We start from the raw sequence: 24,748 nt of genomic DNA on the forward strand, positions 1-24,748 counted from the left end.
GAGCCGAGGGAACATGCTGCGAAACCGCGTGCTGGTCATCGACGACGACCCCGATTTCCGGGAGCTCGTCGCCCTCAGCCTCGGCGCGTGGGGGCTCCACTGCCTCCAGGTCGCCGACTGTGCTCAGGCGCTCCCGCTGCTCGAGCGCGAGCGCGACCGGCTGCGGGCGGTGCTGTGCGACTACTTCATGCCCGGGCTCCCTCCTTGCCAGTGCGCAAAGGCGATCCGCGAACGGATCGACCCCGTGGTGCGCGTGGTGCTCGTGAGCGCGGCGGTGGACGTCGCGGAGCTCGCCGCGAAGCTCGGGCTCGCGCGGTTCCTCGCCAAGCCGTTCGATCTCGACGAGCTCCACGACGCGGTGCTCGGCCCGCGCGCGCCCTCGGCGTGAGCGGCAGCGCCGGGCCGCGCAGGAGCGCGCTCGGCGGCGGCGCGCTCCGTGGTAGGCTCCCGGCCCGCGCCCGCGCAGGGGCGGATCTCACGGGGCGCGATTTGTGGAGGCCGGCGTCATGACAGGGCAGCTTCTGGAAGAGGGCTTTACCAGCCTGGGAATCGACCCGCGGCTCACGTGGCGCAACCCGCCCTCGCGCTGGGCGGTGGAGCCGGAGCGGCGCGTGCTCGTGGTCGAGCCCGGCGCGAAGACGGACTACTGGCAGCGGACGCACTACGGCTTCCGCACCGACAACGGGCCTTTCCTCTTCACGCGCGCCGGCGGCGACTTCGTGATGACCTGCCATGTGCGGTTTCGGCCGGCGCACCAGTACGATCAGGCGGGGCTCATGGTGCGGATCGCCGAGTCGTGCTGGCTGAAGACGTCGGTCGAGTTCGAGCCCGACGGCCCGAGCCGCCTCGGCGCCGTGGTGACGAACGCGGGCTACAGCGACTGGTCGACCCAGCCGTTCCCCTCGGATCGCCGCGAGGTCTGGCTGCGCGTGCGGCGGGAAGGGCCGGATTACCTCGTCGAGAGCTCGGACGACGGCGAGGCCTGGACGCAGCTCCGCATGGCCCACCTGCACGAGGACGACGGCGCGCGCGAGGTCGAGTGCGGCCTCTACGCCTGCAGCCCGGTGGGCGAGGGCTTCGTCGCGGAGTTCGACCTGCTCCGGATCGCGCCGGGGCGCGCGACGTGAGCCCCCGCGGCGCGGGCGCCCCCGCCCTCATCGCCCGGCGCTGAACCGCCGCGCGTCCCGCTCGCCGATGCGCTCCATGTCCTGGAGCCAGGTCGCGCGTTGCCCGGGGGTCCGGGTGTTCTGATTGAACAAGGTGGTCTCGCGGACGGGCCCGAAGCCCACGAAGCGCAGCGTCGCGTTGACGAACGAGGCATGGAGGGAGCGCCGGTGCCAGAAGCGGTACCACCAGCTCGGGCTATCCATCGTGGTCACGACGCGCGCGCTGCGACCGGCGAGCAGCCCCTCGGGCAGCGGGCTGCGCTTTCGGTAGGCGAACGACCAGCCGGGCAAGAAGGTGCGATCGATGAAGCCCTTGACGAGCGCAGGCGGCCCCGCCCACCACGTGGGAAAGAACCAGGCCACGTGGCTCGAGCGCTCGATGGCGGTCCGGGCCTGGAGGAGATCGGGCTCGAGCTCTTGTCGACCGCTGAAGCCGGCGCGCAAGTGCGGATCGAAGGCGAGCGAGCGCAGGGCCAGGTGCTCGACGCTGGCTCCGCCCCTCTGGAGACCGCTGGCGTAGGCCTGGGCGAGCGCGTCGTTCAAGCTGTCGGGAGCTGGGTGACCGTGGATGACGAGGTGCATGCGTCGATCTTGGTCATGCAGCAGCCGCTGGGTAGACGAACCCGTGCAGGCGTGCCATGCGTGGATGCATGGCACGGTCTCCCGCTTCCGCGCCCGTTGGCAGGCCGCCCGCCGACGTGGATTGGGCCGATCTGCGCGTCTTCCTGGAGGTGGCGCGCGCAGGCAGCTTCTCGGCCGCCGCCCGCAAGCTCGGGATCGAGCAATCGACGGTGAGCCGGCGCATGGCGACCTTCGAGCGGACGCTCCGGGTGGCCGTGTTCGATCGGCACCCGGGGGGCTCCATGCTCACCCCGCTCGGCGAGCAGCTCCGCCGCCACGTCGAGTCGATGGAGGCCGGCGCCGACCAGCTCGTGCGCGAGGCCAACGGTCACGAGAGAGAGGTCGAGGGCCTGGTTCGCCTGGCGCTCACCGAGTCGATCGCCGTGCACGGCGTCATTCCGCGCGTGCTCCCGGTGCTCGCCGAGAGGCACCCGCGCGTGTCGCTCCACCTGCTGACCAGCTACGAGGCGGCGGATCTGGGCCATCGTGAGGCCGAGATCGCCGTGCGCTTCTTCCGGCCGAGGAGCGGCGATCTCGTGGCCGCGCGCGTCGTCACCTTGCCCACGGTGCCTATCGCCCACCGCAAGCACGCGAAGAAGGGCCGCGACGAGCTCGACTGGATCGGCGTCGATCTGGGCCGCATCCCCACGGTCGAGGAGGACTACCAGAAGCGGCACGTGCGGAGGGCCCCCAAGCTCGTCGTGAGCAGCTACATCGCTCAGCTCGAGGCCGTGCGAGCGGGCCTCGGCGCCGCCGTCTTGCCGCGCAGCGTGCTCGACCTGGACGACGGCCTGGTGGAGCTCGATCTCGGTCTCCCCGCAGGTCCCGTGCTCGAGCTCTGGCTCGTCACGCCGCGCAGCCTGCGCCACGTGCCGCGCATCGCCGCCGTGTGGGACGCGCTCGAAGAGCAGCTCCAGTTCCTGAACGGCGCGCGACGCGCGCGGGCGCGCCCGCGGTGAGCCGGCGTGAGCCCCGCGGCGCGGGCGGCGCCGGCGTCGTCGACCGGCGCCGACGGCTCAGCCGGCCGGGCAGCGCAGCGAGTCGTCCGCGGGCGCGGGGACGGCGGCGTCCGGCGCGTCCGGCGCGGGGAACGGGTGGCGGAAGGTGAACGCGCGGGGCGTCGGGCCGTGCCGGCGCAGGTGTTCGAGCCGCTCCTCGGCCTCGGCGACGGTCGGGACGTGCCCGGCCGGGATCCACCACAGCACCGCGATCGCCTCCTTCATCGGGACGAACCATTCCCGGCGACGGCGCATCACGGCGGCGTGCTCCGGGTTGCGGAAGACGAAGTCGGACAGGGCCTCCGCCGACGCCCACACCGACATGTTCACGAGGATCCGGTCGTCGCCGAACGCCCGCACCGCGGTGGCGTCGCCGCCGTAGCCCTGCAGCCGCCACACGAACCCTGGCGCGGCGTCGGCCAGCGCGTTGACCGGGGCGAGCGCCGACACGAAGTCGGCCAGCCGCGCCGAGTCGAGCGGCTCGAGCGGCAAGGCGATGTTGACCTGAGCGAGGTGGTAGGAAGGCATCCGGGGAGGATACCTCGCGGAGCCTACGGCTGCCGGAGCCGCCGTGAGGACAGGAGCGCGAGGCCCCCGGTGCGCTCCGCGATGCGCTGGAGCGACGCGAGCAGCGCGGCGGCCTGCTCCTCGCCGAGCAGCGCCCGGAGGCGCCGGTTCACCGCGGCCCGCGCGGCGCGCCCCGCCTCGACCGCGGCCCACCCGCGGTCGGTGAGCTCGACGAGCCGGTTGCGCTGATCGTCCTCGGCGACGCGCCGGCGCACGTAGCCGAGCTCCTCCAGCTCCGCCACCGCCTTGGACGCCCCCTGCGCCGTGATGCCGAGCCGCTCTGCGAGCTCCCTCACCTTCACCGGGCCCGGGATGAGGTGCTGGAACACGTACCCGTGGCTCGGGCGGAGATCGCCGTGGCCGGCCTTCTCCACGCGGCGCATCACCTCGTCGCTGGTCGCGGCGGCGATGGCGGCGAAGAGCAGCACGAGGTCCTCGTCCGGCGGCGCAGGCTTCACGGCGGGAGCCTGTACCCCGCAACCAAGGTTGCGCAACTGGAGTTGACGATCTCGAGCGGCGGCCCTATTCATCAACCACGGTTGCGCAACCGACGTTGCGCATCTCCGGGGTCGGCGTTCGGGATCGAGGGCCGGGCGGGATCGTCCGCGCGCGTCCCGTCCGTGCGGCCCCGAGAAAGGGACGAAGGGACGAGCGATGCACCTCGCGATCCAAGGCTCCTGCGACCCCGCGTTCGCGCCCGTGCGCGCGGCGTTCGCCTCGAACTTCGAGCGGTTCCCCGAGCTCGGGGCCGCCGTGAGCGTCGCCGTGCGCGGCCGCGTGGTGGTCGACCTCTGGGCCGGCTTCCGGGACGCGGCGAGGACCGCGCCGTGGGGCGGCGACACGATCGTGAACGTCTTCTCGGCGACGAAGGGCGCGGTCGCGCTGTGCGCCCACGCGCTCGCGCAGCGGCGCGCGCTCGACGTGGACGCGCCGGTCGCCGCCGCCTGGCCGGAGTTCGCCGCGGCCGGCAAGGCGCGCGTCCTCGTGGGCCAGCTGCTCGACCACAGCGCCGGCCTGCCCGCGCTCCGCGCCGAGCCCGCGGAGGGCGCGCTCTACGACTGGCGGGCGATGACCGCGGCCCTCGCCGCGGAGGCGCCGTTCTGGGAGCCGGGCGCCCGGCACGGCTACCACGCCGTCACCTTCGGCTTCCTCGTGGGCGAGGTGATCCGGCGCGCCAGCGGCCGGCGGGTGGGCGCGTTCCTCCGGGAGGCGGTCGCGGGGCCGCTCGACCTCGACTTCCACATCGGCACCGGCGCCGAGCACGACGGGCGGATCGCCGAGGTGCCGCCGACGATCGCGGGCCCTTCGGGCGTTGGTGGCGCGTTCGCCGCGAGCTTCCGCGACCCGGCGTCGCTCACCTCGATGGCCTTCACCCGGCCGCGGGACCTCGTGTCGCCGGGCCTGGTCAACACCGCGCGCGCCCGGCGCGCGGAGATCCCGGCGCTGAACGGCCACGCGAACGCGCGCGCCCTCGCGCGGATGTACGGCGCGCTCGCGAACGGCGGGGCGCTCGCGGGCACCGCGCGCGTGCTCTCGCCGGAGGCCGTCGAGGCCGCGCTCGCGGAGCGGTCGCGCGGCCCGGACGCCGTGCTCCTCGCGGAGAGCCGGTTCTCGCTCGGCTTCATGCTCCCGAGCGCGCTGCGCCCCTTCGGCCGCGGCCCGCGGGCGTTCGGCCACCCTGGCGCGGGCGGCGCGCTCGGCTTCGCGGATCCCGACGCGGGGCTCGGCTTCGGCTACACCCCGAACCAGACCATCGCGAGCGGCGAGGGCGGCGACCCGCGGTGGCCGGCGCTGATCGACGCGGCGTACGCCTGCCTCTGAGCCCCGCCGCGCCCCCCGGCGATGAGGCAGCCTCGGGGTCGAGGGCACGTCGATGGGCGGCGCCTCGGCGATGAATGGCCCGTGGACCGGAGGCATCCATGAGGCCATGCGCATGAGAGCCACAACGCTTGTCGCGGTATCGTTCGTCGCGCTCCTCGGCTGCTCCGACGCGGGGGGCGGCGACCCCGGCGGAGGTGGAGCTGCTCCTTTAGCAACGACGGGCACGGAGGGCAGCGGCGGCAGCCAGGGCGGCTCCGGGGGCGAGGGCGGAGGAACTGGAGGCGGCCTCGGCGGCAACGGAGGGCTCGGCGGCGACGGCGGCACTGGCGGCACCGGCGGCACCGGCGGCGACGGCGGCACTGGCGGCACCGGCGGCACAGGCGGCGACGGCGGCTCGGGCGGCGAGAGTTCTACCGTCACCTCCGGCACCGGCGGCGAAGGCGGCGGCGTCGGGGGCTCCGGCGGCGAAGGCGGCGGCGTCGGGGGCTCCGGCGGCACCGGCGGCGCCGCCGCCTCCTTCGGGCCGTGCGGCACATCAGGCCTCGCGCTCGGCGATCCGGAGGCCTTTCTCGATCTCGGTCACGAGCGCCGCCTGGCCCGGCTCTTCGTCTCCGGAGGCCGCGTCCTGAGCTGGGATTACGAGCGCTGGATCCTCTGGGATACGGACACCGGCGCCGCGATCGCCGACGGCCACGCGCCGGGCGGCATCGACCCCGGCGACCCGCTGGCTGGAGAACCGGAGTCCGAGCTGCCGGGCGGCGTGGCCCTCCGCGGAGACGTCGTGCTGGTCCAGACGAACCCACAGCACGCTTTCGAGCTGCGCAGCGCGGTCGACGGCTCCCTCCTGGCCTCCGTGACCGCGCAGTACGACGACGCGGGGCTCGCGACCGACGGAAGCTACGCCTGGACGCGCGACCTGTCCGCCAGGACGGTCACCCTGTGGAGCACCGCGGGGGTCGAGCGCTGGTCCGCGGCGGTGAGCCACTACGGCGACGTCCACGCGGCGCCGGACGCGCTGCGCATCGGACCGGGGCTCGCCCCCCTGCAAAACAGCATCGCGGTGCTCCCCGCCGACGGCTCGCCTCCCACGGTCACCCCCGAATTCGCAGGCACGTTCCACGCCTGGTTTCAGGACGGAGAGCGCTTCCTCACCACCGCCGGCACCACCGTGCGCGTGTATTCGAAGGCGGCGACCCAGGAGAGCATCGTCAATATGTCGTCGATCAAGCACCTCGCGGGGACGCGCGATTATTTCTGGTCGCTCGCGGACAGCAGACCGGACGACCCGCTCGTGATCTATCGCGTCGGAGGCGGAGCCGTCCCCGCCGCCGAGTACCCTGAAAGAGCCGACTATCGCTACACGTTCGTGCCGACCGAGCGCGCGCTCGCCTTGCTTCGCCAGGGAGAGCCGAGGCTCGACATCATCGATCTCGACGGCGCCGAGGTGACCCTGAGCGAACACCCGCTGCCGCTGGCCAACAACCGCAGCGTCACCATCGACCAGGACCTGCGCTGGGCGGTCTCGAATGGGCTCGGCGCGATCGCGCACAGGGGCACCCTCACCGATCCGGAGGGCTCGGGGCTGCTCGGCTGCGGCGCGCTCAACGCCATCACGGGCTCTCCCTCCGGGCACGTGGCCCTCGCGACGGCGTCGGGGAAGGCGTTGATCTACGATACGGCCGGGCTCGACGCCGGGCCCTCGGCGATCGTTCCGTTCCACAGCTCGAAGGTGCTGCTCTCGTCGGACGGCAGCCTGCTCGCGGCGCGCGCTGCCATCGATTCGTATACGGAGGACCGATCGCTCCGGCTCTTCTCGCTGCCGGACGGCTCGGAGCTCGCCTCGCTCTCGCGCGACACGATGGTTCAAGATTTCTCGATGTCCTTCGACGGCAGCACGGTCGGTCGCACCTACCTCATCGACGGCCGCATGACGGAGCGCGTCGTGAGCGGCTGGTCGGGCGGCGCGCCGCTCTTCCAGGACACCGGGATCCTTCGGCCGGCGCCGCTGGTCTCCCCCGACGGTCACCGCTTCGCCGTCACCGACACGGCCCCCACGGAGGGCTGCGGGTTCACGCAGTTCTACGAGGACGGCGCCCTCGTCAACGCGGTGCCCGGCTGCGCGATCGGCTGGATCGACGACACCCGCGTGCTCGTCCAGACCTACGTTTTCAACAGCAACCGCATCCGCTGGGAGTACAAGGCCTCGACGATCTACGACGAGCTCGGCAATCCCGTCGCCGCGCCGCCGCTGCCGATGATCCCCATCCGCACCGACATCAACTTTTCGCCCTGGTACGACGACTACGGGATCCAGCCGGTCTCGGCGGCGTTGTTCTACTCGCGCGGCGACGGCGTCCTCTACGACATCGACACAGGGGCGGCGCTCGCGAACTTTCCGGACTGGCGGAGCGCCGCCGCCGGCGCCTTCATGGTCTATCCGTGCGGCCACGGCGTGTGCGCGGAGACCTACTGAGCGGGCCGCGACGGCGGCGCGTGGATTCGATGGCAAGATCCGGAGCGCAGCCCGCCCCGGCGGTCGCTAGCTTCCCTCGTGACGCGGTCACGCGCGGCGCGATCCAGAGAGAGCGCCTGTAAGCGGACCGCCTCGCAGAAGGAGCAAGTCCATGACCAAGCGACTCGAGGGCAAGGTTGGCATCGTGACGGGCGCAAGCTCGGGGATCGGGCGGGCGACCGCCGTGGCGTTCGCGCGGGAGGGCGCGAAGGTCGTCGTCGCCGGCCGCCGCCCCGCCGAGCTCGAGGCGACGGTGCAGGCCGCCGCCAGGGCAGGCGGGCAGGCGGTCGCGCGCGCCGCGGACGTCACCAAGGAGGATGACGTCCGGGCGCTCGTCGGCTTCACCCTGGAGAGGTTCGGTCGCCTCGACATCGGGTTCAACGCCGCGGGAGGGACCTTCCCCGGCGCGCCGACCCACCAGCTCGACGTCGGCGACTTCCGCGCCTGGCTGGAGAGCTACCTGGTGAGCGCGTTCCTGTCGACCAAGCACGAGGTCGCCGCGATGCTGCAGTCGGGCGGAGGCAGCGTGATCAACGTGGGCACCTTCGTCGGCCGCACGAAGGCGCTCCCCGGCACGGCGGGGTACGCCGCGGCGAAGACCGGCCTCATCGGCCTCACGCGGACGGTCGCCGCCGAGTACGCGACGCAGGGCATCCGCGCCAACGTGCTCATCTCGGGCGGCGCCGACACACCCATGTTCCGGCTCTGGAACGACACCGACGAGAAGCGCGCCTTCGCGGCCCAGCTCCATGCCATGAAGCGCGTCGCGTCCCCCGACGAGATCGCCAGCGCGGCCGTGTTCCTGGCGAGCGCGGACGCGTCGTTCGTCACCGGGACCGCGCTGGACGTCGAAGGGGGCGTGTCGCTCGGGTAGCTCTCCTGCTCCCCTTCTGCTCACGAGGACGCCTGGCCCCCTCCGCGCAGCGTTCGTGATACAACGCCAGCGAGAGGACCGAAGGCCATGAGCGCGCTCTACGATCGCATCGGCACGTGCTATTCCGCCACGCGGCGGACGGATCCCCGTATCGAGGCGCTGATCAACGGCGCCCTCGGCGATGCCCGCTCGGTGGTCAACGTCGGCGCGGGCACGGGCGCGTACGAGCCGACCGATCGAGAGGTGCTCGCCGTCGAGCCCTCGGCGACCATGATCGCGCAGCGGCGGCCCGGCTCTGCGCCAGCCGTCCAGGCCAGGGCCGAGAGCCTGCCCCTGCCCGACCAGAGCTTCGACGCCGCCTTGGCCGTCAACACGCTCCACCACTGGACCGACCTGCGGGCAGGCCTGCGCGAGCTCCGCAGGGTCGCGCGCAAGCGAATCGTCATCTTCATGCGCGACCCGAGGAGCGGTCGACCTTTCTGGCTGACCGAGGAGCATCTCCCCTCGCTCGACCCGTCACGCAAATACTCCGCCGTCGCCGACGCGATTCGAGAAGAGCTCCCGTCCGTCAAGGCGCTGCCTTTCGCGCTGCCTCGCGATTGCGCCGACGGTTTGTTCGTCGCGTACTGGGGGCGGCCCGAGATGTACCTGGACGGCGAGGTCCGGCGGAACATCTCGAATTTCGCCCTCGCGGACGAGAATACCGTGGAAGAAGGGCTCGCGCGCTTGAGGGCGGACCTCGCGTCCGGGGAATGGGATCGCAGGCATGGAGAGCTGCGGCGGCTGGAGTCGCTCGACCTGGGTCATCGGGTGCTGGTCGCCGAGCTGGCGTGACGCACCACCTGGGCGGACCGCGCGCCGCTCACCTCGACTCCGGCGAACGCCCGCCCTCCGTCCACCTTCGCGCCATCCACGAGAGCAGCAGCACGCCCGCGGCGTCGGCCGCGAAGTCGGCGACGGACGAGGTCCGGCGCGGCGACAATCCCTGCGCGAGCTCCTCCAGGCCGGCGCCGGCGAGCACGAGCGCCGGGCCGAGGCGCGGGAACGGAACCCCGCGGCGGAGCGGGCGCTGGCCGAGCGCCCCGTCGACGCCGACCGCGAGCAGGCCGAAGCCCAGCGCGTGCCCCACGAGGTCGGCGTGCGGGACCGAAGGGAGCGAGGTGGGGAGCAGGCCCAGGTAGGCGCCCGCGGAGGCGGCGGCGACAAGCGCGAGCTGGGCGCAGAGCAGGAGACGGAACTGGCTGATCCGTGCGGCGGTCATGTGCACGGCGTAACGGCGGAGCGCACGCGGGCAATCCGAGGCGAGCAGGCTCCACGAGAATTCCTCGAGCGCCACGGCTCCGCCACATCGGCTCCACGCCCGCTCCTCGCCGAGGAGGCTCACCCGCTGGCTGACGCTCCGCGCGCTCCGCGAGCGCGTGTCCCTCACTTGTTGCGGAGGGTCTTCAGCGCACCGGCCCACGCGAGCAGCTGGTCGAGCAGGTTGCCGACGGACGCCTCGTGGCGGGAGCGGGGCTTGAACACGCTGAAATTTTCGAAGTCGTCGTACAGGGAGAGCGTGACCTGCGCGCGCACGTCCGCGACCTGGAGCTCGGCCATCACCAGCCGGAGGTGCTCGACGGCGCGGACGCCCCCCGCGCTGCCGTAGCTCACGAAGCCGGCCGCCTTGTTGTTCCACTCCTTGTACAGGTAATCGATCGCGTTCTTGAGCGCGCCCGAGGTGCCGTGGTTGTACTCCGGCGTGACGAACACGAAGGCGTCGAACGCGTCGATTTTCGCCGCCCACGCCTTGGTGTGAGGCTTTGTGTACTGCCCCATCGACGGCGGCGCTGGCTCGTCGAGCAGCGGCAGATCGAAATCCTTGATATCGACGAGCTCGTAATCGGCGCCGCCCTTCTTCGTCGCCACGCCGTGCACCCACTTCGCGACGGCCTCGCCGTTCCGGCCCGGCCGCGTGCTCCCGAGGATGATCGCCACCTTCAGCATGTCTCCGCTCCTGGCAATGGCCCCTCTCCGGTCGCCCCGGCGGGCGGCGTGATGCTCATTCCCACGACACCCCGGCGGAGAGAAGGGACCTTCGACGTTACTGCCAGATCGACGCTGCGACCAGCCAGGTTTCGCGCGATCGCGCGAATGCACGTCCGGTAGCTCCCACGCGTCGCGCAGGCCGGCCGGAGCGTGGCCGCCGCAGCAGCGGCGCTGGCGAGCTCGAGCGCGTCACGGCGTGCTCGGCGATGAAACGGCAGCCTCGGCGCCACGGGCGAGCGCCACATCCTCGATATCAGGCCGAGCGCTGAGCGCAGCGCGAGCACAGCGAGCGGCCAGGTGTGCAAGCGCGGAAAATGCAGGATGTCCCGGCAAGGGCCGGCCGCCTGTTGCGAGCGCGCACGCGGCGTCGCAATCTGCCACAAGCGTGCGCCTGGCGCATGGCGGCGCGCCGCAGCGGACACGCGCGATCCTCGTCGCAGAGCGCCTCCGAGCGTCCGCGGACGCGACGGAGGGCGACCTGGCACGGACGGTGCCTGAGCGGGTTGTACATGATAGCGAGCCCGCGGCGCATGGCCGCGAAGCGGGCTACGCGTGAGGCCGCCATTCAACATTCTGGCGAGCTGCGAGAGAGGAAACAACGATGCAAAAGTGTCTCTGGGTTTCTCTGGCGACGACGATCGTCCTGGTCGGAGCCGCGGGCTGTGACGACGCCGCGGACACGGTGAACGACGTGCTGCCCGGCGAGGAGTCGCGCGAGGCGCGGATCACGCAGATCGCCGAGGCGGCGTGCGACCGGTACGCGGACACCGAGGCGGGCTGCCCTGGTTATGGCACCGGGGACGAGCAGACCTACGAAACGGAAGAGGATTGCCAGCGCGATTTCGAGGACCGCGCGGGCGAGCTCTGGCCCGCGAGCGAGTGCGGCTCGGGACAGATCAACGATAGCCGTTACGACGTCTGCGAAGAGCGCGCCAAGGCGGTCGCCTGCTCACAGGGCGTCTTCGACGCGATCGCCGCGCTGGACGAGTGCAGCGCCGAGAGCGTGTGCACGGATCCCGCGGACAAGTGACCTCTCTCGGCGGGCTGCTGGACCGGCAGCCCTCCGAGTAGGACCCTGAACGGGTCGAAACCCCTAGGAAATGAGCCGCAGAGGCACAGAGGACACAGAGGAACAACGAAAGAGCTCTGTGCCCTCTGTGGTTCCAATCTCTTCATTCTCGGGCGTTTCGAGCTGATCGGCGCTCTAGGGTTGCGCGTTCGCTCGTCGTGCCCGGGCCACGGCTGCGCCGATCGCCGCACCGATCACCGCACCGAGCAGCAATCCCAGCCGGCCTGTCGCCTCGTAGCCTCGAACCCCCTGGAACTCGAGGTGGGTCGCGAAGTTGCCGCCGAAGAGCGCTCCCAGGAGCAGCCCCAGGGGAGCTCCCGCCGCGGCCCCGACCGCGGCGCCGACCACCAGCCGAACCACGTGCACCATGTCGAGGAGCCTACCCGCATTTCTTCTGCGTAGGGTTCCGAGATCTCGTCGATGTCAGGATCGCCCGCAAAGTCTCGAAGGTCGTCCGAGCGGAGCCGCCGCCCGCGCCCGTCTTGACGAAACGAACGGTCGTGCTACCGTCTCGTCGTGGCCAAGGGAGAGGACACCCGCAGGGCGATCCTGGCGGAGGCGCTGTCGCTCGCCAGCGAGGTGGGCCTCGACGGCCTGAGCATCGGGCTCCTCGCCGAGCGGGTGGGGATGTCGAAGAGCGGCCTGTTCGCGCACTTCGGCTCCAAGGAAGAGATGCAGCTCGCCGTCCTCGACGAGGCGACGAGCCGCTTCGTGGAGGTGGTCGTGAGCCCCGCCCTCCGCGAGCCGCGCGGGCTCCCGCGCGTCCGGGCGCTGTTCGATCGCTGGCTGCGCTGGACCGATCAGCCGTCTTTACCTGGCGGCTGCGTGTTCGTGCACGCGGGCGTCGAGCTCGACGACAAGCCCGGGCCGGCCCGCGACAAGCTCGTCGCCAGCCAGAAGGACTGGCTCGAGACCCTCGCGCACGCCGCGCGCATCGCCGTCGATGAGGGGCACTTCCGGGACGACCTCGACGTGCACCAGCTCGCGTTCGAGGTGTTCTCGATCGCGTACGGCTTTCACTTCCTGTACAGGCTGCTCCGCGACCCTAAAGCAGAGAAGCGCGCCCGCGCCGCGTTCGAGCGGCTGGTCGACGACGCGGCGGCGACGCGCTGACGAGACCTCCGGAGGTACCATGGGCAAGGCGATTCCGAGACCACAAAATAGTACGAACGTTCGACCTTTTGATCTGCGTCTTTTCGCGGTGCGCGCCGGCCTGCGCGCGGTGGGTGCTTTGTCGTCGGAGGCGGCGGCGCAGTGGGCCGAGCGGATCTACAGGACGCCCCGGCGGCACGCGCGGCCGGCGTGGGAGCGTGAAGCGCTCGCGGCGGCGGTGCCGTCGCGCGTGGCGAGCGGCGCGGGCAATGTCCCGGTGTGGACGTTCAACCCTCCTCGGCCGCGGTCCGGCGATCCTGCGGTGCTGCTGGTGCACGGGTGGGAGGGGCGCGGGAGCCAGCTGTCGGCCTTCGTCCCGCGGCTGCTCGCGGCGGGGCTCAGGGTCGTGGCGTTCGACGCGCCCGGTCACGGCGATCACCCCGCGCCCGACGCCACGGTGGTCGACCTCGCCGACGCGCTCGTGCATGTCGCGCGCGAGGCCGGGCCGATCGAGGGCATCGTGGCGCACTCGCTCGGGGGCGTGGCGGCGATCCTGGCGCAGCGGAGAGGCGTGGGCGCGGCTCGCTATGCGTTCATCGCGCCGCCGCTCAACCCGCACCGCTTCATCGGGGCGTTCGTGTCGTTCTTTGGGCTGGATGCGCGCGCCGAGAGCCGCCTGAAGGCGCGCATCGAGGCGAGGACCGGCATCGCGCTGCGCGAGCTCGACGGGCGCCTGCTCGCCCCTCGGATGCGCGGAGAGCTGCTGGTGGTGCACGATCGGCAGGATCAGGAGGTGTTGTTCGAGGACGGGCTCGCGCTGGCCGGCGCGTGGCCGGGCGCACGCCTCCACGAGACGCAGGGGCTGGGCCACCGGCGCGTGCTCCGCGACAGCCTCGTCATCAACGAGGTGGCGAGCTTCATCGCGAGCGCGGAGGCGGCGGACACAGGTCTCAGCATGGATTCGCTGGAAGGCGAGCTATTTCATCGAGAGCTGCGGTGGGTCGCCTGAGCGCTCGGCCGCCAGGATCGCTCGGCGCGTGATCGGACCCCGGCGAGCGACACCGCAGGATCATGTGGTTCTCGTTGCCCTCCTCGTCGTGCCACACCTCGTCCATGAAGGTGCGGATCAGCATCAGGCCGCGGCCGCTCGGAGGGCGCCTTCGTCACGGGTGCCAACCTGACGATCGACGGCGGCGCCTCGGCCTGAGCGGAGGCGGGAAGCCGCGCGCACCGGAAGCGTTGGGCCGCAGCCGCGGGCCCCCGAGCTCTTCAGGGATTCAACGTGGCGACGAAGGTCTCGAAACGCGCTGTGGAGGGGCGAGGGTCGGTGTCCATCGACGGGTAGATGTAACCGGCGATTGCAAGCGTGCCATTCGGAGAGATGGTCATGTCCGCCCCGCTGCCTCGATAACCCGTGGGGACGTCGACGTAGGCGGACCAGAGCGTGGTCCCGCCGTCGTCGAGCTTGGTAACCGCCAAGCCCCCGGCGAGGAACATTCCACCAGCAGGATCCAGGATTATATTCCCGGGGTAGGGAATCGTGCTGGAGGTGATGACCTCCCCTGCGGCGTCCAGCTTGACCAGCACGGCGGACAGCTCGTCGCCGGCTCCTGGCGCGCCACCGCCGAAGTCGACGGTGCCATCCGTGTAGCCCGTCACCAGGACCTCGCCCGCGGCGTTGACGGCCACCGAGGTGGCTGACGCCATGGGGTCCACGTGCGCCTTGGATGAAAACTGCCGTTGCCAGAGCAGAGCACCTGTCGTCGACAGCTTGATGACGTTGAAATCCGCACCGGGGGAGTAGATATAATCCTGGTCCGCGTTCACCACGAGCACGTTGCCGTCGCTGTCGACCGCGATGCCTCCCGTCCCGCTCGAGGATCCTGGACTCTCGGATCCTGGCAGAGACTCATCCCAGAGGACGGCCTCACCTCCGGCGCTCACCTTTGTCACGTGATAGGACACAGAATCCCAGCCACCCGTCACGTGGAGGACGAACACGTTGCCGACGCCATCGACGGCCATCTCCACCACGCCCCCGAAGTCGATCGCAGTCCGCGGGAAGCCATTGCTCCAGATGTGGTTGCCCTCGGGGTCGAGCTTGACCAAAAAGAGCGCGTTGGCAGAATAATCGGCGGGCGGGATGGGACCCCCACCAAAATCTGGGCTTTCATAAAAGTACGGCGCCTCCCCATCATAGGTTCCGGCAAAGTAGATGTTTCCGCTTCCGTCGACGGCCAGGCTGGGGGCCCACTCGTCGTGCTCAGACCCGAAGCGCCTGCTCCAGATGAGCGAGCCGGAGGGGTCGATTTTGAGGAGGAAGAGGTCGATTTCTCCTGCGCTGGTGAGGGGGCCGGCGCCGAAGTCCACCGTCCCTTGGAAGACGCCGGAGACGTAGTAGTTGCCCCACGCGTCGCTCACGATGGACGTGGCGCCCTGGTCGCCGGGGCCGCCGTATGCCCGCGCCCACGGCGGGAGGCGGGGGCACTGAGGATCGCCGTCGCAGTCCTCGTCCACCGGGCTGGCGCAGAGCTCTGCGGCCGGCGCCACCGCACCTGCACACGGGCCGTAGCCGAGCCCATCGGAGCGACACGTCTGCGTCCCGGTGATGCACGGCCCGATGCCCACGGTCCCGGTGGGGCCCGTGTAGCAGGTGAGCACCGTGCCCGGCACGCACGTGCCTGGCGTGCCGCCGCCCTCGCCGCCGCCGCTGCCGCCCTCGCCGCCGCCGCCGCCGCTCCCCCCGCCGCCGTCGTCGAAGGGGTTGAACGTGGCGACGAAGATGTCGCTGCCCGCCGCGTACGCGATCGGACCCGTCCCGAAGTCCACCGGCGCGAGCACGCGCCCGGTGGCTGCAATCGTGCCATTCGGAGCAACGGCGATGTCCCCGAAGATCGCATCGACGTCGATCGACCACGTCTCCGTCCCGCTCGCGTCGAGCCCGGCCAGGTCCTCCCCGGCGATGACCATGCCGCCGGCTGGGTCCAGGGCGATCTTGCCGCCGGAGCGGACCGGGCGGCTGAAGAGATGCTGGCCTTCAGGATCCAGCTTCACGAGCATGGCCCCACGAGGGAGCACGCCGCCGCCGAAATCGATGGTTCCGTCCGTGAAGCCCGTCACGAAGATCTCGTCCGCCGCGTTCACCGCCACCGAGGAGACCGATTTCTCGGCGGACTCGTCGGGCGAGTTTTGCACGAGCGATCGCTGCCACAACTCAATACCATCAGGATCAACCTTGAAGACGCTGAGGTGATACGGAGGAGGAAGACTGGTCGAGTCTATCGCACACACCACAACCGCGTTTCCTGCGCTATCGATCGCGAGATCTGCTCCCGCGATATCGATGCTGCGCGGCGCAGCCCAAGTTGTCCACGTGGGGGTTCCGGCGATCAACCTCGAGAGAATCACGTCACCGGCCGCAAAAAGCACGTACCCATTTCCGTCGCCATCGACGGCAGCTCGCTTGATCTTCCGGCCGCTCGCCGGATCCTGAATTCCTCTGCTCCGGATGTGATTGCCCTCGGGGTCGAGCTTGGCCGCGAAGAGCGCGGCCCGTTCGGTGGGCAGGAGCGGACCCCCGCCAAAATCTGGGCCCGGCACGGAAGCGTGGGCTGGACCATCATTATAGGTTCCGACAAGGAAGATGTTTCCGCCCTCGTCGAGGGCCACGGTGGCGCTCTCATCGTCATACTCGGCCCCGAAGCGCCTGCTCCAGATCACCGAGCCGGAGGGGTCGAGCTTGAGGACGAAGACGTCGGAGCCCCCTGCGCTGGTGAGAGGGCCGGCGCCGAAGTCCACCGTCCCCTCGAAGGCGCCGGAGACGTAGTAGTTGCCCGACGCGTCGCTCACGATGGACACGCCGCTGTCGTCGCCGGGGCCGCCATATCCTCGAGCCCACGACGCGAGGCGGGGGCACCGAGGCTCGCCGTCGCAATTCTCGTCCACCGGCGTGGCGCAGATCTCTGCGGCCGGCGCCACCGCGCCGTCACACGGGGCATAGCCGAGCCCATCGGAGCGACACGTCTGCGTCCCGGTGGTGCACGGCCCGATGCCGATGGTCCCGGTGGCGCCCGTGTAGCAGGTGAGCACCGTGCCCGGCACGCACGTGCCCGGCGTGCCTGGCGTACCGCCCTCGCCGCCGCTGCCGCCCTCGCCGCCGCTGCCGCTGCCGGCCACGCCGCTCCCGCCCTCGCCGCCGCCGCCGCTGCTGGCCACGCCGCTGCCGCCCTCGCCGCCGCCGCCGCTGCTGGCCACGCCGCTGCCGCCCTCGCCGCCGCCGCCGCTGCTGGCCACGCCGCTGCCGCCCTCGCCGCCGCTGCCTCCGGCGCCGCTGCCGCCGTCGCCGCCCTCGCCGCCGCTGCCGCCGCCGTGAGCGCTGGTCGTGGCACCGCTGTCCGCTCCGCCGCCGCCATCACCATCCGTGCCCCCGCGCACGACGAGATCGCACGCCGTGGACACGAGGACAGCTGCGATGGCCAAGGCGGCCGTCCCACCCCGGCTTGCCCGAGTGCGCGCTCGAGCCATCGACTCGTCGTCTCTGGTCATGGCGGCTTCGTTGCCCGGCGTGGCCGGGATATTCACGTTCCGCGACGGCCCCCGAGCAGAGCCGAGGCCATGAGCCGATGGCCGGACGCATTGCGCCGGCGCTAAAAGCCCACCGATCGCGGCCGCCTCAGCCGCCAGGGTCGCTCGGCTCGTGGTCGGACTCCGGCGAGCGACACCGCATGATCATGTGGATCTCGTTGCCCTTCTCGTTGTGCCACACCTCATCCATGAAGGTGCGGATCAGCATCAGTCCGCGGCCGCTCGGCTTGTCCAGGTTGGCGAGGTCGGTCGGGTCGGGCAGGTCGCGCGGGTCGAAGCCGGGGCCCTCGTCGCGCACCACGTAAGTCGCCTCGGTCCGCGTCTCCCGCGCCCAGACGACCACCCGCCGGTCCCGGTAGGGGCTCTCGGTCCGGCGCCGCTCGACAAGCGCCGAGAAGGCGCTCGGGTCCTCGTCGAGCAGCGACGAGCTCACCTCGAGGTTGCCGTGCACGATCGCGTTCACCAGCGCCTCGCGCAGCGCCACCGCGACCTGGATCCGGCCCGTCTCGTCGCACAGCCGCATCCGGCCCAGGCTCTGCTCGATGTGGCCCACCAGCGCGGGCACCTTCGCCACGTCGTTGTCGAGCTCGAAATGGGACTCGGTCGCCGTCAGGCACGCGAGCAGCTGCTGCTCCCGCCGGTCGAGCCGCGCCACCGCGAGGACGTTCTCGACCGTGCTCACGAGCTCCGCCGCGAGGCTCCGCTTCGCGACGTAGCTCGCGGCGCCGCGCCGGAGCGCCTGCACCGCGATCTCCTCGCTGCCGTGCGCCGTCATCAGGATCACCGGCAGGTACGGGTGCTCGCGGCGGATCGCCTCGACCAGCTCAAGGCCGTCCATCTCCGGCATCTGGAGATCGGTCAGCACGATCTCGGGCATCGCCTTCGCGATCGTCTGGAGCGCCTCGACGCCGTTCTCGGCGTACATCGGCTCCATGCCGGCGCGCTTCTTGAGCAGGCTCCCGGAGAGGCGCCGATCCAACGGGGAGTCGTCCACCACGAGCACCCTCACCATCGCGTCACCTCGTTATCAGAGCGCCGCTCGCCCTGCACCGGCGGCGCGGCGTCCACAAGCGGCGCGGCGTCCGCCGGCGAGCCCTCGCGCACGAACGCGGCGAGCTCGGGGATCAGGCGATCGATCTGCGCCCGCAGCGCGAACTGCGCCTCGGCCAGGCTGCCGAGCTCGTTCGAGCGCGCCATCTTCTCCAGCGCGAAGGCCGCCTCGAACGCGCCCCGGGCGCCGAAGCTGTCGACCCCGCCCTTCAGGCTGTGCGCGGCCCGCTGGAGCTTGCGGGCGTCGCCGGCGGTCACCGCCTCGTCGATGTCGGCCATCCACCGCGGGCACTCCTCCAGGAAGACCTCGGCGAGCTCGCGCAAGAGGTCGGCGTCGCCGCCCGTCCGCTCCAGCGCCCGGGTGCGGTCGAACATCGGCCGGCTCGCGATCGACGAGGGCGTGCCCTGCGGCCGCTCGTCCGCCGACCGGGTGCTCGGCGGCCCGTTGTCGAGCGGCGACGAGGGCACCGACGGGTACGAGTTCGGCGCGCCGAGCGACAGGCGCGCCGGGTCCTCGATCTCCAGCGAGGAGGGCCCGGCGGCGAGCCGGTCGATCATGTCGTAGAGCTCCTCGACCTGGACCGGCTTCGACACGTAGCCGTCGAAGCCCGCCCGGAGGCAGCGCTCGCGGTCGCCCTTCATCGCGTACGCGGTCACGACGATGAGCGGCATGTGCCCGCCCTCGCGCCGCTCGCGCGCGCGGACCGCCCGCGCGGCCTGGAGGCCGTCCATCTCGGGCATCTCCACGTCGAGCAGCGCCACGTCGTACTGGCCGGTCGCGATCTTCTCGACGGCGAGCCGGCCGTTCTCGACGATGTGCACGTGGTGGCCCTGCCGCTCCAGCCAGCGGCGCATCAGCTTCTGGTTGATCGCGTTGTCCTCGGCCACGAGGACCCGCAGGCCGCGGGCGCGCGGCCCGGGCACGGCGCGGCGCAGGTCGGCCGACCGGAGCGCGCTCCGCGTCGGGATGCCGAAGGCGTGGAACACGGCCTCCTGGAGGTGCGACGTCTTCACGGGCTTCGTGACCATCGCGAAGACGCCGAGATCGCGGCAGCGCGCGGCGTCCGCCTGCGCCGAGGTGGAGCTGAGCATCATGATGGTGCGCCCCTTCAGGATCTCGCGCCGCCGGCAGTGCTCGACCACGGCGAAGCCGTCGACCTTCGGCATGCGGGCGTCGACGATGGCGAGGCCGAACGAGGAGGTCGGCCCGACCGCGTTGCCCCCCGGCTTGCCCCACGGCAGCGCCCACGTGCCCGAGTCCTCCGAGAGCGCCGCGATCGCCGCCGCCCCCGAGTCGACGGGGACCGCCTTCATCCCCCAGCCCTCGACGGTCTCGCAGAGGATGCGCCGCGCGGTCGCGTTGTCGTCGGCGATGAGCACCCGCGTGCCGAGCAGGTCCCGCGGCATCTGCAGGCGGCGCGACCGGGCGGCGCCCTCGAGCGCCCGGAGCTGGAGGGTGAAGTGGAACGTGCTGCCCTTACCGAGCTCGCTCTCGATCCAGATCTTGCCGCCCATCATCTCGACGAGGCGGGCGCAGATGGTGAGGCCGAGCCCCGTGCCGCCGTACTTGCGGGTGGTCGAGCCGTCCGCCTGCGCGAACGCGTCGAAGACGAGCTGCTGCTTGTCGGGGGCGATCCCGATGCCCGTGTCGATCACGCGCACGTGGAGCACCACGAGGTCGCCGAGCGCCTCGCCCGCGTAGAGGCTGGGCGCGCTCTGGCGGTCGGCGCTGGCCTCCTCCTCGGGGGTGAGGGGCGCGCGCGCGTCGACCTCGGCGCGGACGACGATCTCGCCGGCGTCGGTGAACTTCACCGCGTTGCTGACGAGGTTCACGAGGACCTGGCGCAGGCGCAGCGGGTCGCCGACGAGCGCCTCGGGCACGTCGGGGCCCACGTCGTAGGCGAGCTCGAGCCGCTTCTCGTGCGCGCGGAGGGCCAGCGTCTTCACGGCGTCGCCGATGATCTCGCTCGGGTCGAAGACGACGGGCTCCATCTCGAGCTTGCCGGCCTCGATCTTCGAGAAGTCGAGGACGTCGTTGATGATGGCGAGGAGCGCGTCGGCCGAGATCTTGACCATCTCGAGGTACTCGCGCTGCTCCTGGGTGAGCTCGGTCTGGAGCGCGAGCGACGTCATGCCGATGATGCCGTTCATCGGGGTGCGGATCTCGTGGCTCACGCTGGCGAGGAACTCGCTCTTGGCGCGGCTCGCCGCCTCGGCGGCCTCCTTGGCCTGCTGGAGCTCGGCCTCGACCGCCTGGCGCTGCATGAGCAGGGCGCGCAGGCTCGCCGAGTGCTCGCGCTCGTTCTCGAGCGAGGCGGCGCCCATGGCGTCCGCGCGCCGCTTCGCGATGCTCGCCATCACCGCCATGGCGGGCGTGGTGACGGCGAAGACGACGACGCGGAGCAGGTTGTCTTCCTTGTACGAGAACGGCACGCCGTCCTCGGAGAAGTAGAGCGCGAAGTAGACGCACGAGATGAGCGCGGTGACGATGCCGCTCCACAGGCCGCCGCTGAACGCCGCGAAGACGATGATCATCGAGAGGATCGCCGGCGGGTTCGGGATGTTCCAGTCGAACGCGGCCTCGAGCGTGGCGACCGCGCCGATGACGAGCAGCGCGAGCAGGGGCCCGAGCAGCGGGAGGAGCCAGAGCTTCTCCCACGAGGTCCGGCTGTGGCGCCGCTGCGGCACGGCCCCGGCCGGCAGGAAGGTGCCGCGGCCGTCGGGGTCGCCGACGAGCGAGAGGCGGGGGTCGCCGACGAGCGAGAGGCGGGGGTCGCCGGCCAGGGAGGGGCGCGGCTCGCCGGCCAGAGACAGCCGCGTCTCGCCGCCCGGTGACGGACGCGGCTCGCCGGCAAGCGACGGGCGCGGCTCGCCAGCGAGCGACGGGCGGCCGTCGCCGGTCAGCGAGGGGCGGCCGTCGCCGCCGAGCGAAGGCCGGCCGTCGCCGCCCAGCGGCGGACGGGGCTCCGGGTGGGCGGTCCCCGGCGCGGCGGCAGGCGGGGGATCCTCGGCCTTCGGCATGGCTTTATGGAGATAGCGGGGTCGCGATCGGGCGTCCATGGCCGCGAGGTGGGGTCAGGCGGACGGTTGCCGCCGGGGCGGCCGGGGGGCGGGCCGGGGGTGCCGTACGCCCCCGCGCGCCGCGCCGCCGCCGCGCAGCGCGCGTCGCGCCACCGAGCGGCGCGGCCGCGCCGGCAGCCCGAGCCGCGCCTCCGGGGCGGGGTCGCGCGCAGGTCCGCTCACCCCTTCACGCCGCCCGTCGTCAACCCCGCCACGAGGTGCCGCTGCACCAGGTAGAACGCCCCCATGACCGGCAGCGACACGAGCAGCGCCCCCGCCGCGAACCGCTCCCACTGCGCGTCGTGCTCGCCGATGTACCGCTGCAGCACCACCGGCAGCGTGAACATCTCCTCCTTGGAGAGCAGCGTCGCCGCGAGGATGAACTCGTTGTAGGCCGTCATGATCGCGAACAGCGCCGTCACCGCGATCGCCGGCCGCGCCGCCGGGAGGACCACCCGGACGAAGGCCTCGAAGCGCGTCGCCCCGTCGACCATCGCCGCCTCCTCCAGGTCGACCGGGATCGCCTCGAACGCCGCGCGGAGCTGGAAGATCGAGAACGGAACCGCGGTCGACGCGTAGCAGAGCACGAGCCCCGTCCGCGAGTTGAGCAGGCCCAGCGCGTCGAGCAGGAGGTACAGCGGGATCGCGCTCGCCACCGTCGGGAACATCTGCGTCGCGAGCAGCGCCCGCAAGCCGCGGCGTTTGCCGACGAAATCGAAGCGCGCGAGCGCGTACGCCGCCGGGATCGCGATGGTGACGCCGACGGCCGCGGTCGCCAGCGCCACGGCGACCGAGTTGGCGAGCTGGCGGGGGAACAGCCAGATCGTCTCGCCCCCGACCTTCTGCGACGTGGTGACCACCGCCTCGAGGTGCTCGAGCGTCGGCTGGTTCGGGATCGGCAGCACCTCCGGCACCGGCGGGCGCGCCCCCGAGAAGGCGATCGAGACGACCCAGAGCACCGGGTACAGCGCGAACGCGACCGCCGCGAGCAACGCGACGTGCACCGCGACCGACTCGACCGGAGAGGGCCGCCGCGTCATACGGCCTCCGTCGCCGCCACCGGCGCGGGCGCCGACCCGTCCGCCGCCCCGCCGCCCTGCGGGATGAACGACCCCGGCGTCCGCCGCCGCCACCGCCAGTCCCGCGTCGCCAGCGTGAGCAGCAGGAAGATCAGCACCGAGTACGCCGCGGCGTAGCCGTACTGCGCCTCGCGGGTGAACGCCCACCGGTACGCCTCGGACACGAGGATGTCCGTGGTGCCGTCCGGATCGCCGCCGGACACGAGGAACACCACGTTGAACATGTTGAACGTCCAGATCGCGCCCAGCGTCACCGCCGGCGCGAGCACCGGTCGAATCAGCGGCAGCGTGATTTTCCAGAGACGCTGCCAGCGCGAGGCGCCGTCGACCTCGGCCGCCTCGAGCACCTCGCCGGGCACGGCGGTGAGCGCGCCGAGGGTGACCACCATCATGAACGGGAAGCCGAGCCAGACGTTGGTCGTCACGTTGGCCGTGAACGCGGTGGTGAAGCTCGAGAACCAGGCGATCGGCTCGATGCTCGTCCCGAAGGCGGCGTTCACCGCCTCGATGAGGCCGGTCACGGCGCCGTACTGCCGGTGGAACATGCCCTTCCAGGAGAGCGCGGTCACGTAGCTCGGCACCGCCCAGGGCACGATGAGGAGCACCCGGTAGAGCGCGCGGAGGCGCAGCGTCGGCCGGTGCAGGAGCAGCGCCAGCGAGACGCCGAGGACGAGGTGGCAGACGACGTTCACCGCCGTCCAGAGCACGGTCACCGCGAGCACCAGGTAGAACGAGCCGCTCGAGAAGAGCGGCTCGCCGCGCGCCGTGAGGATGCTGATGAAGTTGGCGAGGCCGACGTACCGGAGGCCCTCGCCGCTGCCGGCGAAGAGCGACGTCGCCGCGCCGATGACGAGCGGGACGATCACGAGCACGCCGATCGCGACGACGGCGTGCGCGACGTACTTGTAGGCCGGAAGCGAGCGTTCGAGGGATCGCCGGAGCGCGGGGCCCTGGACCGCGCCCTTCGCGGCGGAGACCCACCGGAGGACGAGGACGAGCGCGAGCGCGCCGAGCCCGACGAGGAGCGGCGCCGGCGAGGCGGGCGGGGGCAGCGGCCGGCGCACGTCGTCGAAGCGGTGCTTCGCCTCGGCGAGGGCGACGCCCGGGGGCGCGTCGCCCCGCAGCACCTTGCGGATCGCGCGCGCGGCGGGCTCCCAGGTCGAGCGCATCGCCGGCGACGTCGGCATCGGGATGGCCACCTTGGCCTGCTCGGTGAAGGCCGCGATGAAGGCGTCGTCGGCCGGGACGGCCACGTCGCTCCGCACCGGCGGCGTGCGCGCGATCTCGATCCGCGCGGCCGCGGCCGCGGCCCCGGCGATGTGGCGCGCGAGCGCCCGCGCCTCGGCCCGCTGCGCGCCCTGGGGCGAGAGCATGACCGCCTCGACGGTCATGAACGGCCGCATCGGCTGGCCGGTCTCGCGCACCTTCGGGAGCGGGACGACGCGCGCGCGCCGCTTCGCCTCGTCCTTGAGGCCGCCCACGAACCACGGCCCGCTGATCACGAACGCCGCGCGGCCCGCGTTGAACAGGTCGGTCACCAGCGCGCCGTTCGCGTCCTCCGGGACGACCCGCCGCGCGATCAGCGAGCGGACGAGCTCGAGCGAGCGCTCGGGCCCCGGGCCGAAGAAGCCGAACTGGTCGCGCTCGTCCAGCATCGCGCCGCCGAACGCGGCGAGGATCGGCATGTGCGCGTAGGCGTTCGACGCCTCGTACGCGAGCGGATACGCGCCCTGCGGCAGCGCACCGGCGAGCGCCGCGATGTCCTCGAGGTAGGCCGGGGCCTCCTGGACGAGCGCGGTGTTCATGTAGAGCGCCATGCACTTCTGGCTGATCGGCAGCCCGAAGATCTCGCCGCCCAGCCGGACGGCCGCGAGCGCCGGCCCCTGGAACACCGCCTCGCCGCCCGGCTCGAGCGCGTCGCCCACGGGCGCGACGATCTTGCGCGCGCGGTAGTCGCCGAGCCGCTCGTGGGCGTCGATGAACAGGTCGGGCCCCTCGCCCATCGGGACCGCGGCCTGGAGCTTCGGGGCGTAGGCGTCGAACGGGACGGCGAGGAGCTCGACCTCCGCGCCCTGGAAGGCCGCCACGATGGCGCCGAGCGCCCTGGCCTCGTCGTCGCGGTAGGCGTGCCAGAGCCGGATCGGCGCCGCGACCGCGAGCCCGGGCAGGAGCAGGACCAGGGCGAGCGCGGCGAGCGCGGGCGCGGGGCGGCGGCTCGGCATGGCGC

21 protein-coding genes are annotated in these 24,748 nt (G+C 72.1%); 10 read left to right on the forward strand and 11 right to left on the reverse strand.

Annotation, left to right across the window (positions count from 1 at the left end; all coding sequences use genetic code 11):
* Positions 1-13: 13 nt before the first annotated feature.
* A complete protein-coding gene (locus WME83_RS44470) occupies positions 14-388 on the forward strand; it encodes a response regulator (protein ID WP_437315775.1) in 375 nt (124 codons plus the stop codon).
* A 118-nt stretch (positions 389-506) separates the two neighbouring features.
* Complete coding sequence (locus WME83_RS44475) at positions 507-1,127, forward strand: DUF1349 domain-containing protein (protein ID WP_437315776.1); 621 nt, start codon at positions 507-509, stop codon at positions 1,125-1,127.
* 27 nt (positions 1,128-1,154) lie between these two features.
* Here WME83_RS44475 and WME83_RS44480 read toward each other — a convergent pair whose 3' ends face one another.
* The gene (locus tag WME83_RS44480; protein WP_437315777.1) at positions 1,155-1,748 is read right to left on the reverse strand and encodes an NAD(P)H-dependent oxidoreductase; all 594 of its coding nucleotides are present in this window, start codon (positions 1,746-1,748) and stop codon (positions 1,155-1,157) included.
* Between the two features lie 68 nt (positions 1,749-1,816).
* On the opposite strand from WME83_RS44480, the gene WME83_RS44485 reads away from it, so the two are divergent.
* Positions 1,817-2,746 carry a LysR family transcriptional regulator gene (locus tag WME83_RS44485; RefSeq protein WP_437315778.1) on the forward strand — a complete coding sequence of 310 codons (930 nt, stop codon included), beginning with the start codon at positions 1,817-1,819 and terminating at the stop codon, positions 2,744-2,746.
* 57 nt (positions 2,747-2,803) lie between these two features.
* On the opposite strand, the gene WME83_RS44490 is transcribed toward WME83_RS44485, so the two are convergent.
* Positions 2,804-3,313 (reverse strand): DUF3291 domain-containing protein, encoded by a 510-nt coding sequence (locus WME83_RS44490; protein WP_437315779.1) that lies wholly within the window; start codon positions 3,311-3,313, stop codon positions 2,804-2,806.
* Positions 3,314-3,336: 23 nt separating this feature from the next.
* Positions 3,337-3,810 carry a MarR family winged helix-turn-helix transcriptional regulator gene (locus WME83_RS44495; protein WP_437315780.1) on the reverse strand — a complete coding sequence of 158 codons (474 nt, stop codon included), beginning with the start codon at positions 3,808-3,810 and terminating at the stop codon, positions 3,337-3,339.
* A gap of 196 nt (positions 3,811-4,006) precedes the next feature.
* Here WME83_RS44495 and WME83_RS44500 point away from each other — a divergent pair, with 196 nt between their 5' ends.
* The 4 genes from WME83_RS44500 (at position 4,007) to WME83_RS44515 (ending at position 9,393) form a co-directional block, all read left to right on the forward strand.
* The gene (locus WME83_RS44500) at positions 4,007-5,173 is read left to right on the forward strand and encodes a serine hydrolase domain-containing protein (protein WP_437315781.1); all 1,167 of its coding nucleotides are present in this window, start codon (positions 4,007-4,009) and stop codon (positions 5,171-5,173) included.
* Positions 5,174-5,225: 52 nt separating this feature from the next.
* A complete protein-coding gene (locus WME83_RS44505; protein WP_437315782.1) occupies positions 5,226-7,646 on the forward strand; it encodes a hypothetical protein in 2,421 nt (806 codons plus the stop codon).
* A gap of 151 nt (positions 7,647-7,797) precedes the next feature.
* Positions 7,798-8,559, forward strand: a complete 762-nt coding sequence (locus WME83_RS44510) for an SDR family oxidoreductase (RefSeq protein WP_437315783.1) — start codon at positions 7,798-7,800, stop codon at positions 8,557-8,559.
* A gap of 87 nt (positions 8,560-8,646) precedes the next feature.
* Positions 8,647-9,393, forward strand: coding sequence for a class I SAM-dependent methyltransferase (locus tag WME83_RS44515; protein ID WP_437315784.1), 747 nt, complete (start codon positions 8,647-8,649; stop codon positions 9,391-9,393).
* Between the two features lie 28 nt (positions 9,394-9,421).
* Here WME83_RS44515 and WME83_RS44520 read toward each other — a convergent pair whose 3' ends face one another.
* On the reverse strand, positions 9,422-9,895 hold the full coding sequence (locus WME83_RS44520; protein WP_437315785.1) for a hypothetical protein: 474 nt from the start codon (positions 9,893-9,895) through the stop codon (positions 9,422-9,424).
* Positions 9,896-9,984: 89 nt separating this feature from the next.
* Positions 9,985-10,545 (reverse strand): NADPH-dependent FMN reductase, encoded by a 561-nt coding sequence (locus WME83_RS44525; protein ID WP_437315786.1) that lies wholly within the window; start codon positions 10,543-10,545, stop codon positions 9,985-9,987.
* A 643-nt stretch (positions 10,546-11,188) separates the two neighbouring features.
* On the opposite strand from WME83_RS44525, the gene WME83_RS44530 reads away from it, so the two are divergent.
* The gene (locus tag WME83_RS44530; protein ID WP_437315787.1) at positions 11,189-11,617 is read left to right on the forward strand and encodes a DUF6184 family natural product biosynthesis lipoprotein; all 429 of its coding nucleotides are present in this window, start codon (positions 11,189-11,191) and stop codon (positions 11,615-11,617) included.
* Between the two features lie 174 nt (positions 11,618-11,791).
* Here the strand turns inward: WME83_RS44530 and WME83_RS44535 are convergent, their stop codons facing one another.
* Positions 11,792-12,025 (reverse strand): hypothetical protein, encoded by a 234-nt coding sequence (locus WME83_RS44535; RefSeq protein ID WP_437315788.1) that lies wholly within the window; start codon positions 12,023-12,025, stop codon positions 11,792-11,794.
* Positions 12,026-12,172: 147 nt separating this feature from the next.
* On the opposite strand from WME83_RS44535, the gene WME83_RS44540 reads away from it, so the two are divergent.
* Positions 12,173-12,769, forward strand: coding sequence for a TetR/AcrR family transcriptional regulator (locus WME83_RS44540; protein ID WP_437315789.1), 597 nt, complete (start codon positions 12,173-12,175; stop codon positions 12,767-12,769).
* Positions 12,770-12,788: 19 nt separating this feature from the next.
* Complete coding sequence (locus WME83_RS44545; RefSeq protein ID WP_437315790.1) at positions 12,789-13,757, forward strand: alpha/beta hydrolase; 969 nt, start codon at positions 12,789-12,791, stop codon at positions 13,755-13,757.
* Between the two features lie 260 nt (positions 13,758-14,017).
* On the opposite strand, the gene WME83_RS44550 is transcribed toward WME83_RS44545, so the two are convergent.
* The 5 genes from WME83_RS44550 to WME83_RS44570 all read right to left on the reverse strand — a co-directional run bounded on the left by WME83_RS44550 (position 14,018) and on the right by WME83_RS44570 (position 24,743).
* Positions 14,018-17,227 (reverse strand): hypothetical protein, encoded by a 3,210-nt coding sequence (locus WME83_RS44550; protein WP_437315791.1) that lies wholly within the window; start codon positions 17,225-17,227, stop codon positions 14,018-14,020.
* Positions 17,228-17,420: 193 nt separating this feature from the next.
* The gene (locus WME83_RS44555) at positions 17,421-18,344 is read right to left on the reverse strand and encodes a response regulator (protein ID WP_437315792.1); all 924 of its coding nucleotides are present in this window, start codon (positions 18,342-18,344) and stop codon (positions 17,421-17,423) included.
* Positions 18,338-21,403 carry a response regulator gene (locus WME83_RS44560; protein WP_437315793.1) on the reverse strand — a complete coding sequence of 1,022 codons (3,066 nt, stop codon included), beginning with the start codon at positions 21,401-21,403 and terminating at the stop codon, positions 18,338-18,340. Before WME83_RS44560 ends, WME83_RS44555 begins: the two co-directional genes overlap by 7 nt.
* Before the next feature lie 218 nt (positions 21,404-21,621).
* Positions 21,622-22,482, reverse strand: coding sequence for a sugar ABC transporter permease (locus WME83_RS44565; RefSeq protein ID WP_437315794.1), 861 nt, complete (start codon positions 22,480-22,482; stop codon positions 21,622-21,624).
* Positions 22,479-24,743: an extracellular solute-binding protein gene (locus tag WME83_RS44570; protein ID WP_437315795.1), complete on the reverse strand. Its 2,265-nt coding sequence runs from the start codon at positions 24,741-24,743 to the stop codon at positions 22,479-22,481. The genes WME83_RS44565 and WME83_RS44570 overlap by 4 nt, the downstream gene beginning before the upstream one ends.
* Between the last annotated feature and the right edge of the window lie 5 nt (positions 24,744-24,748).

It is taken from the genome of Sorangium sp. So ce385 (assembly GCF_051474135.1).
Classification (GTDB): Bacteria; Myxococcota_A; Polyangia; order Polyangiales; family Polyangiaceae; genus Sorangium; species Sorangium cellulosum_D.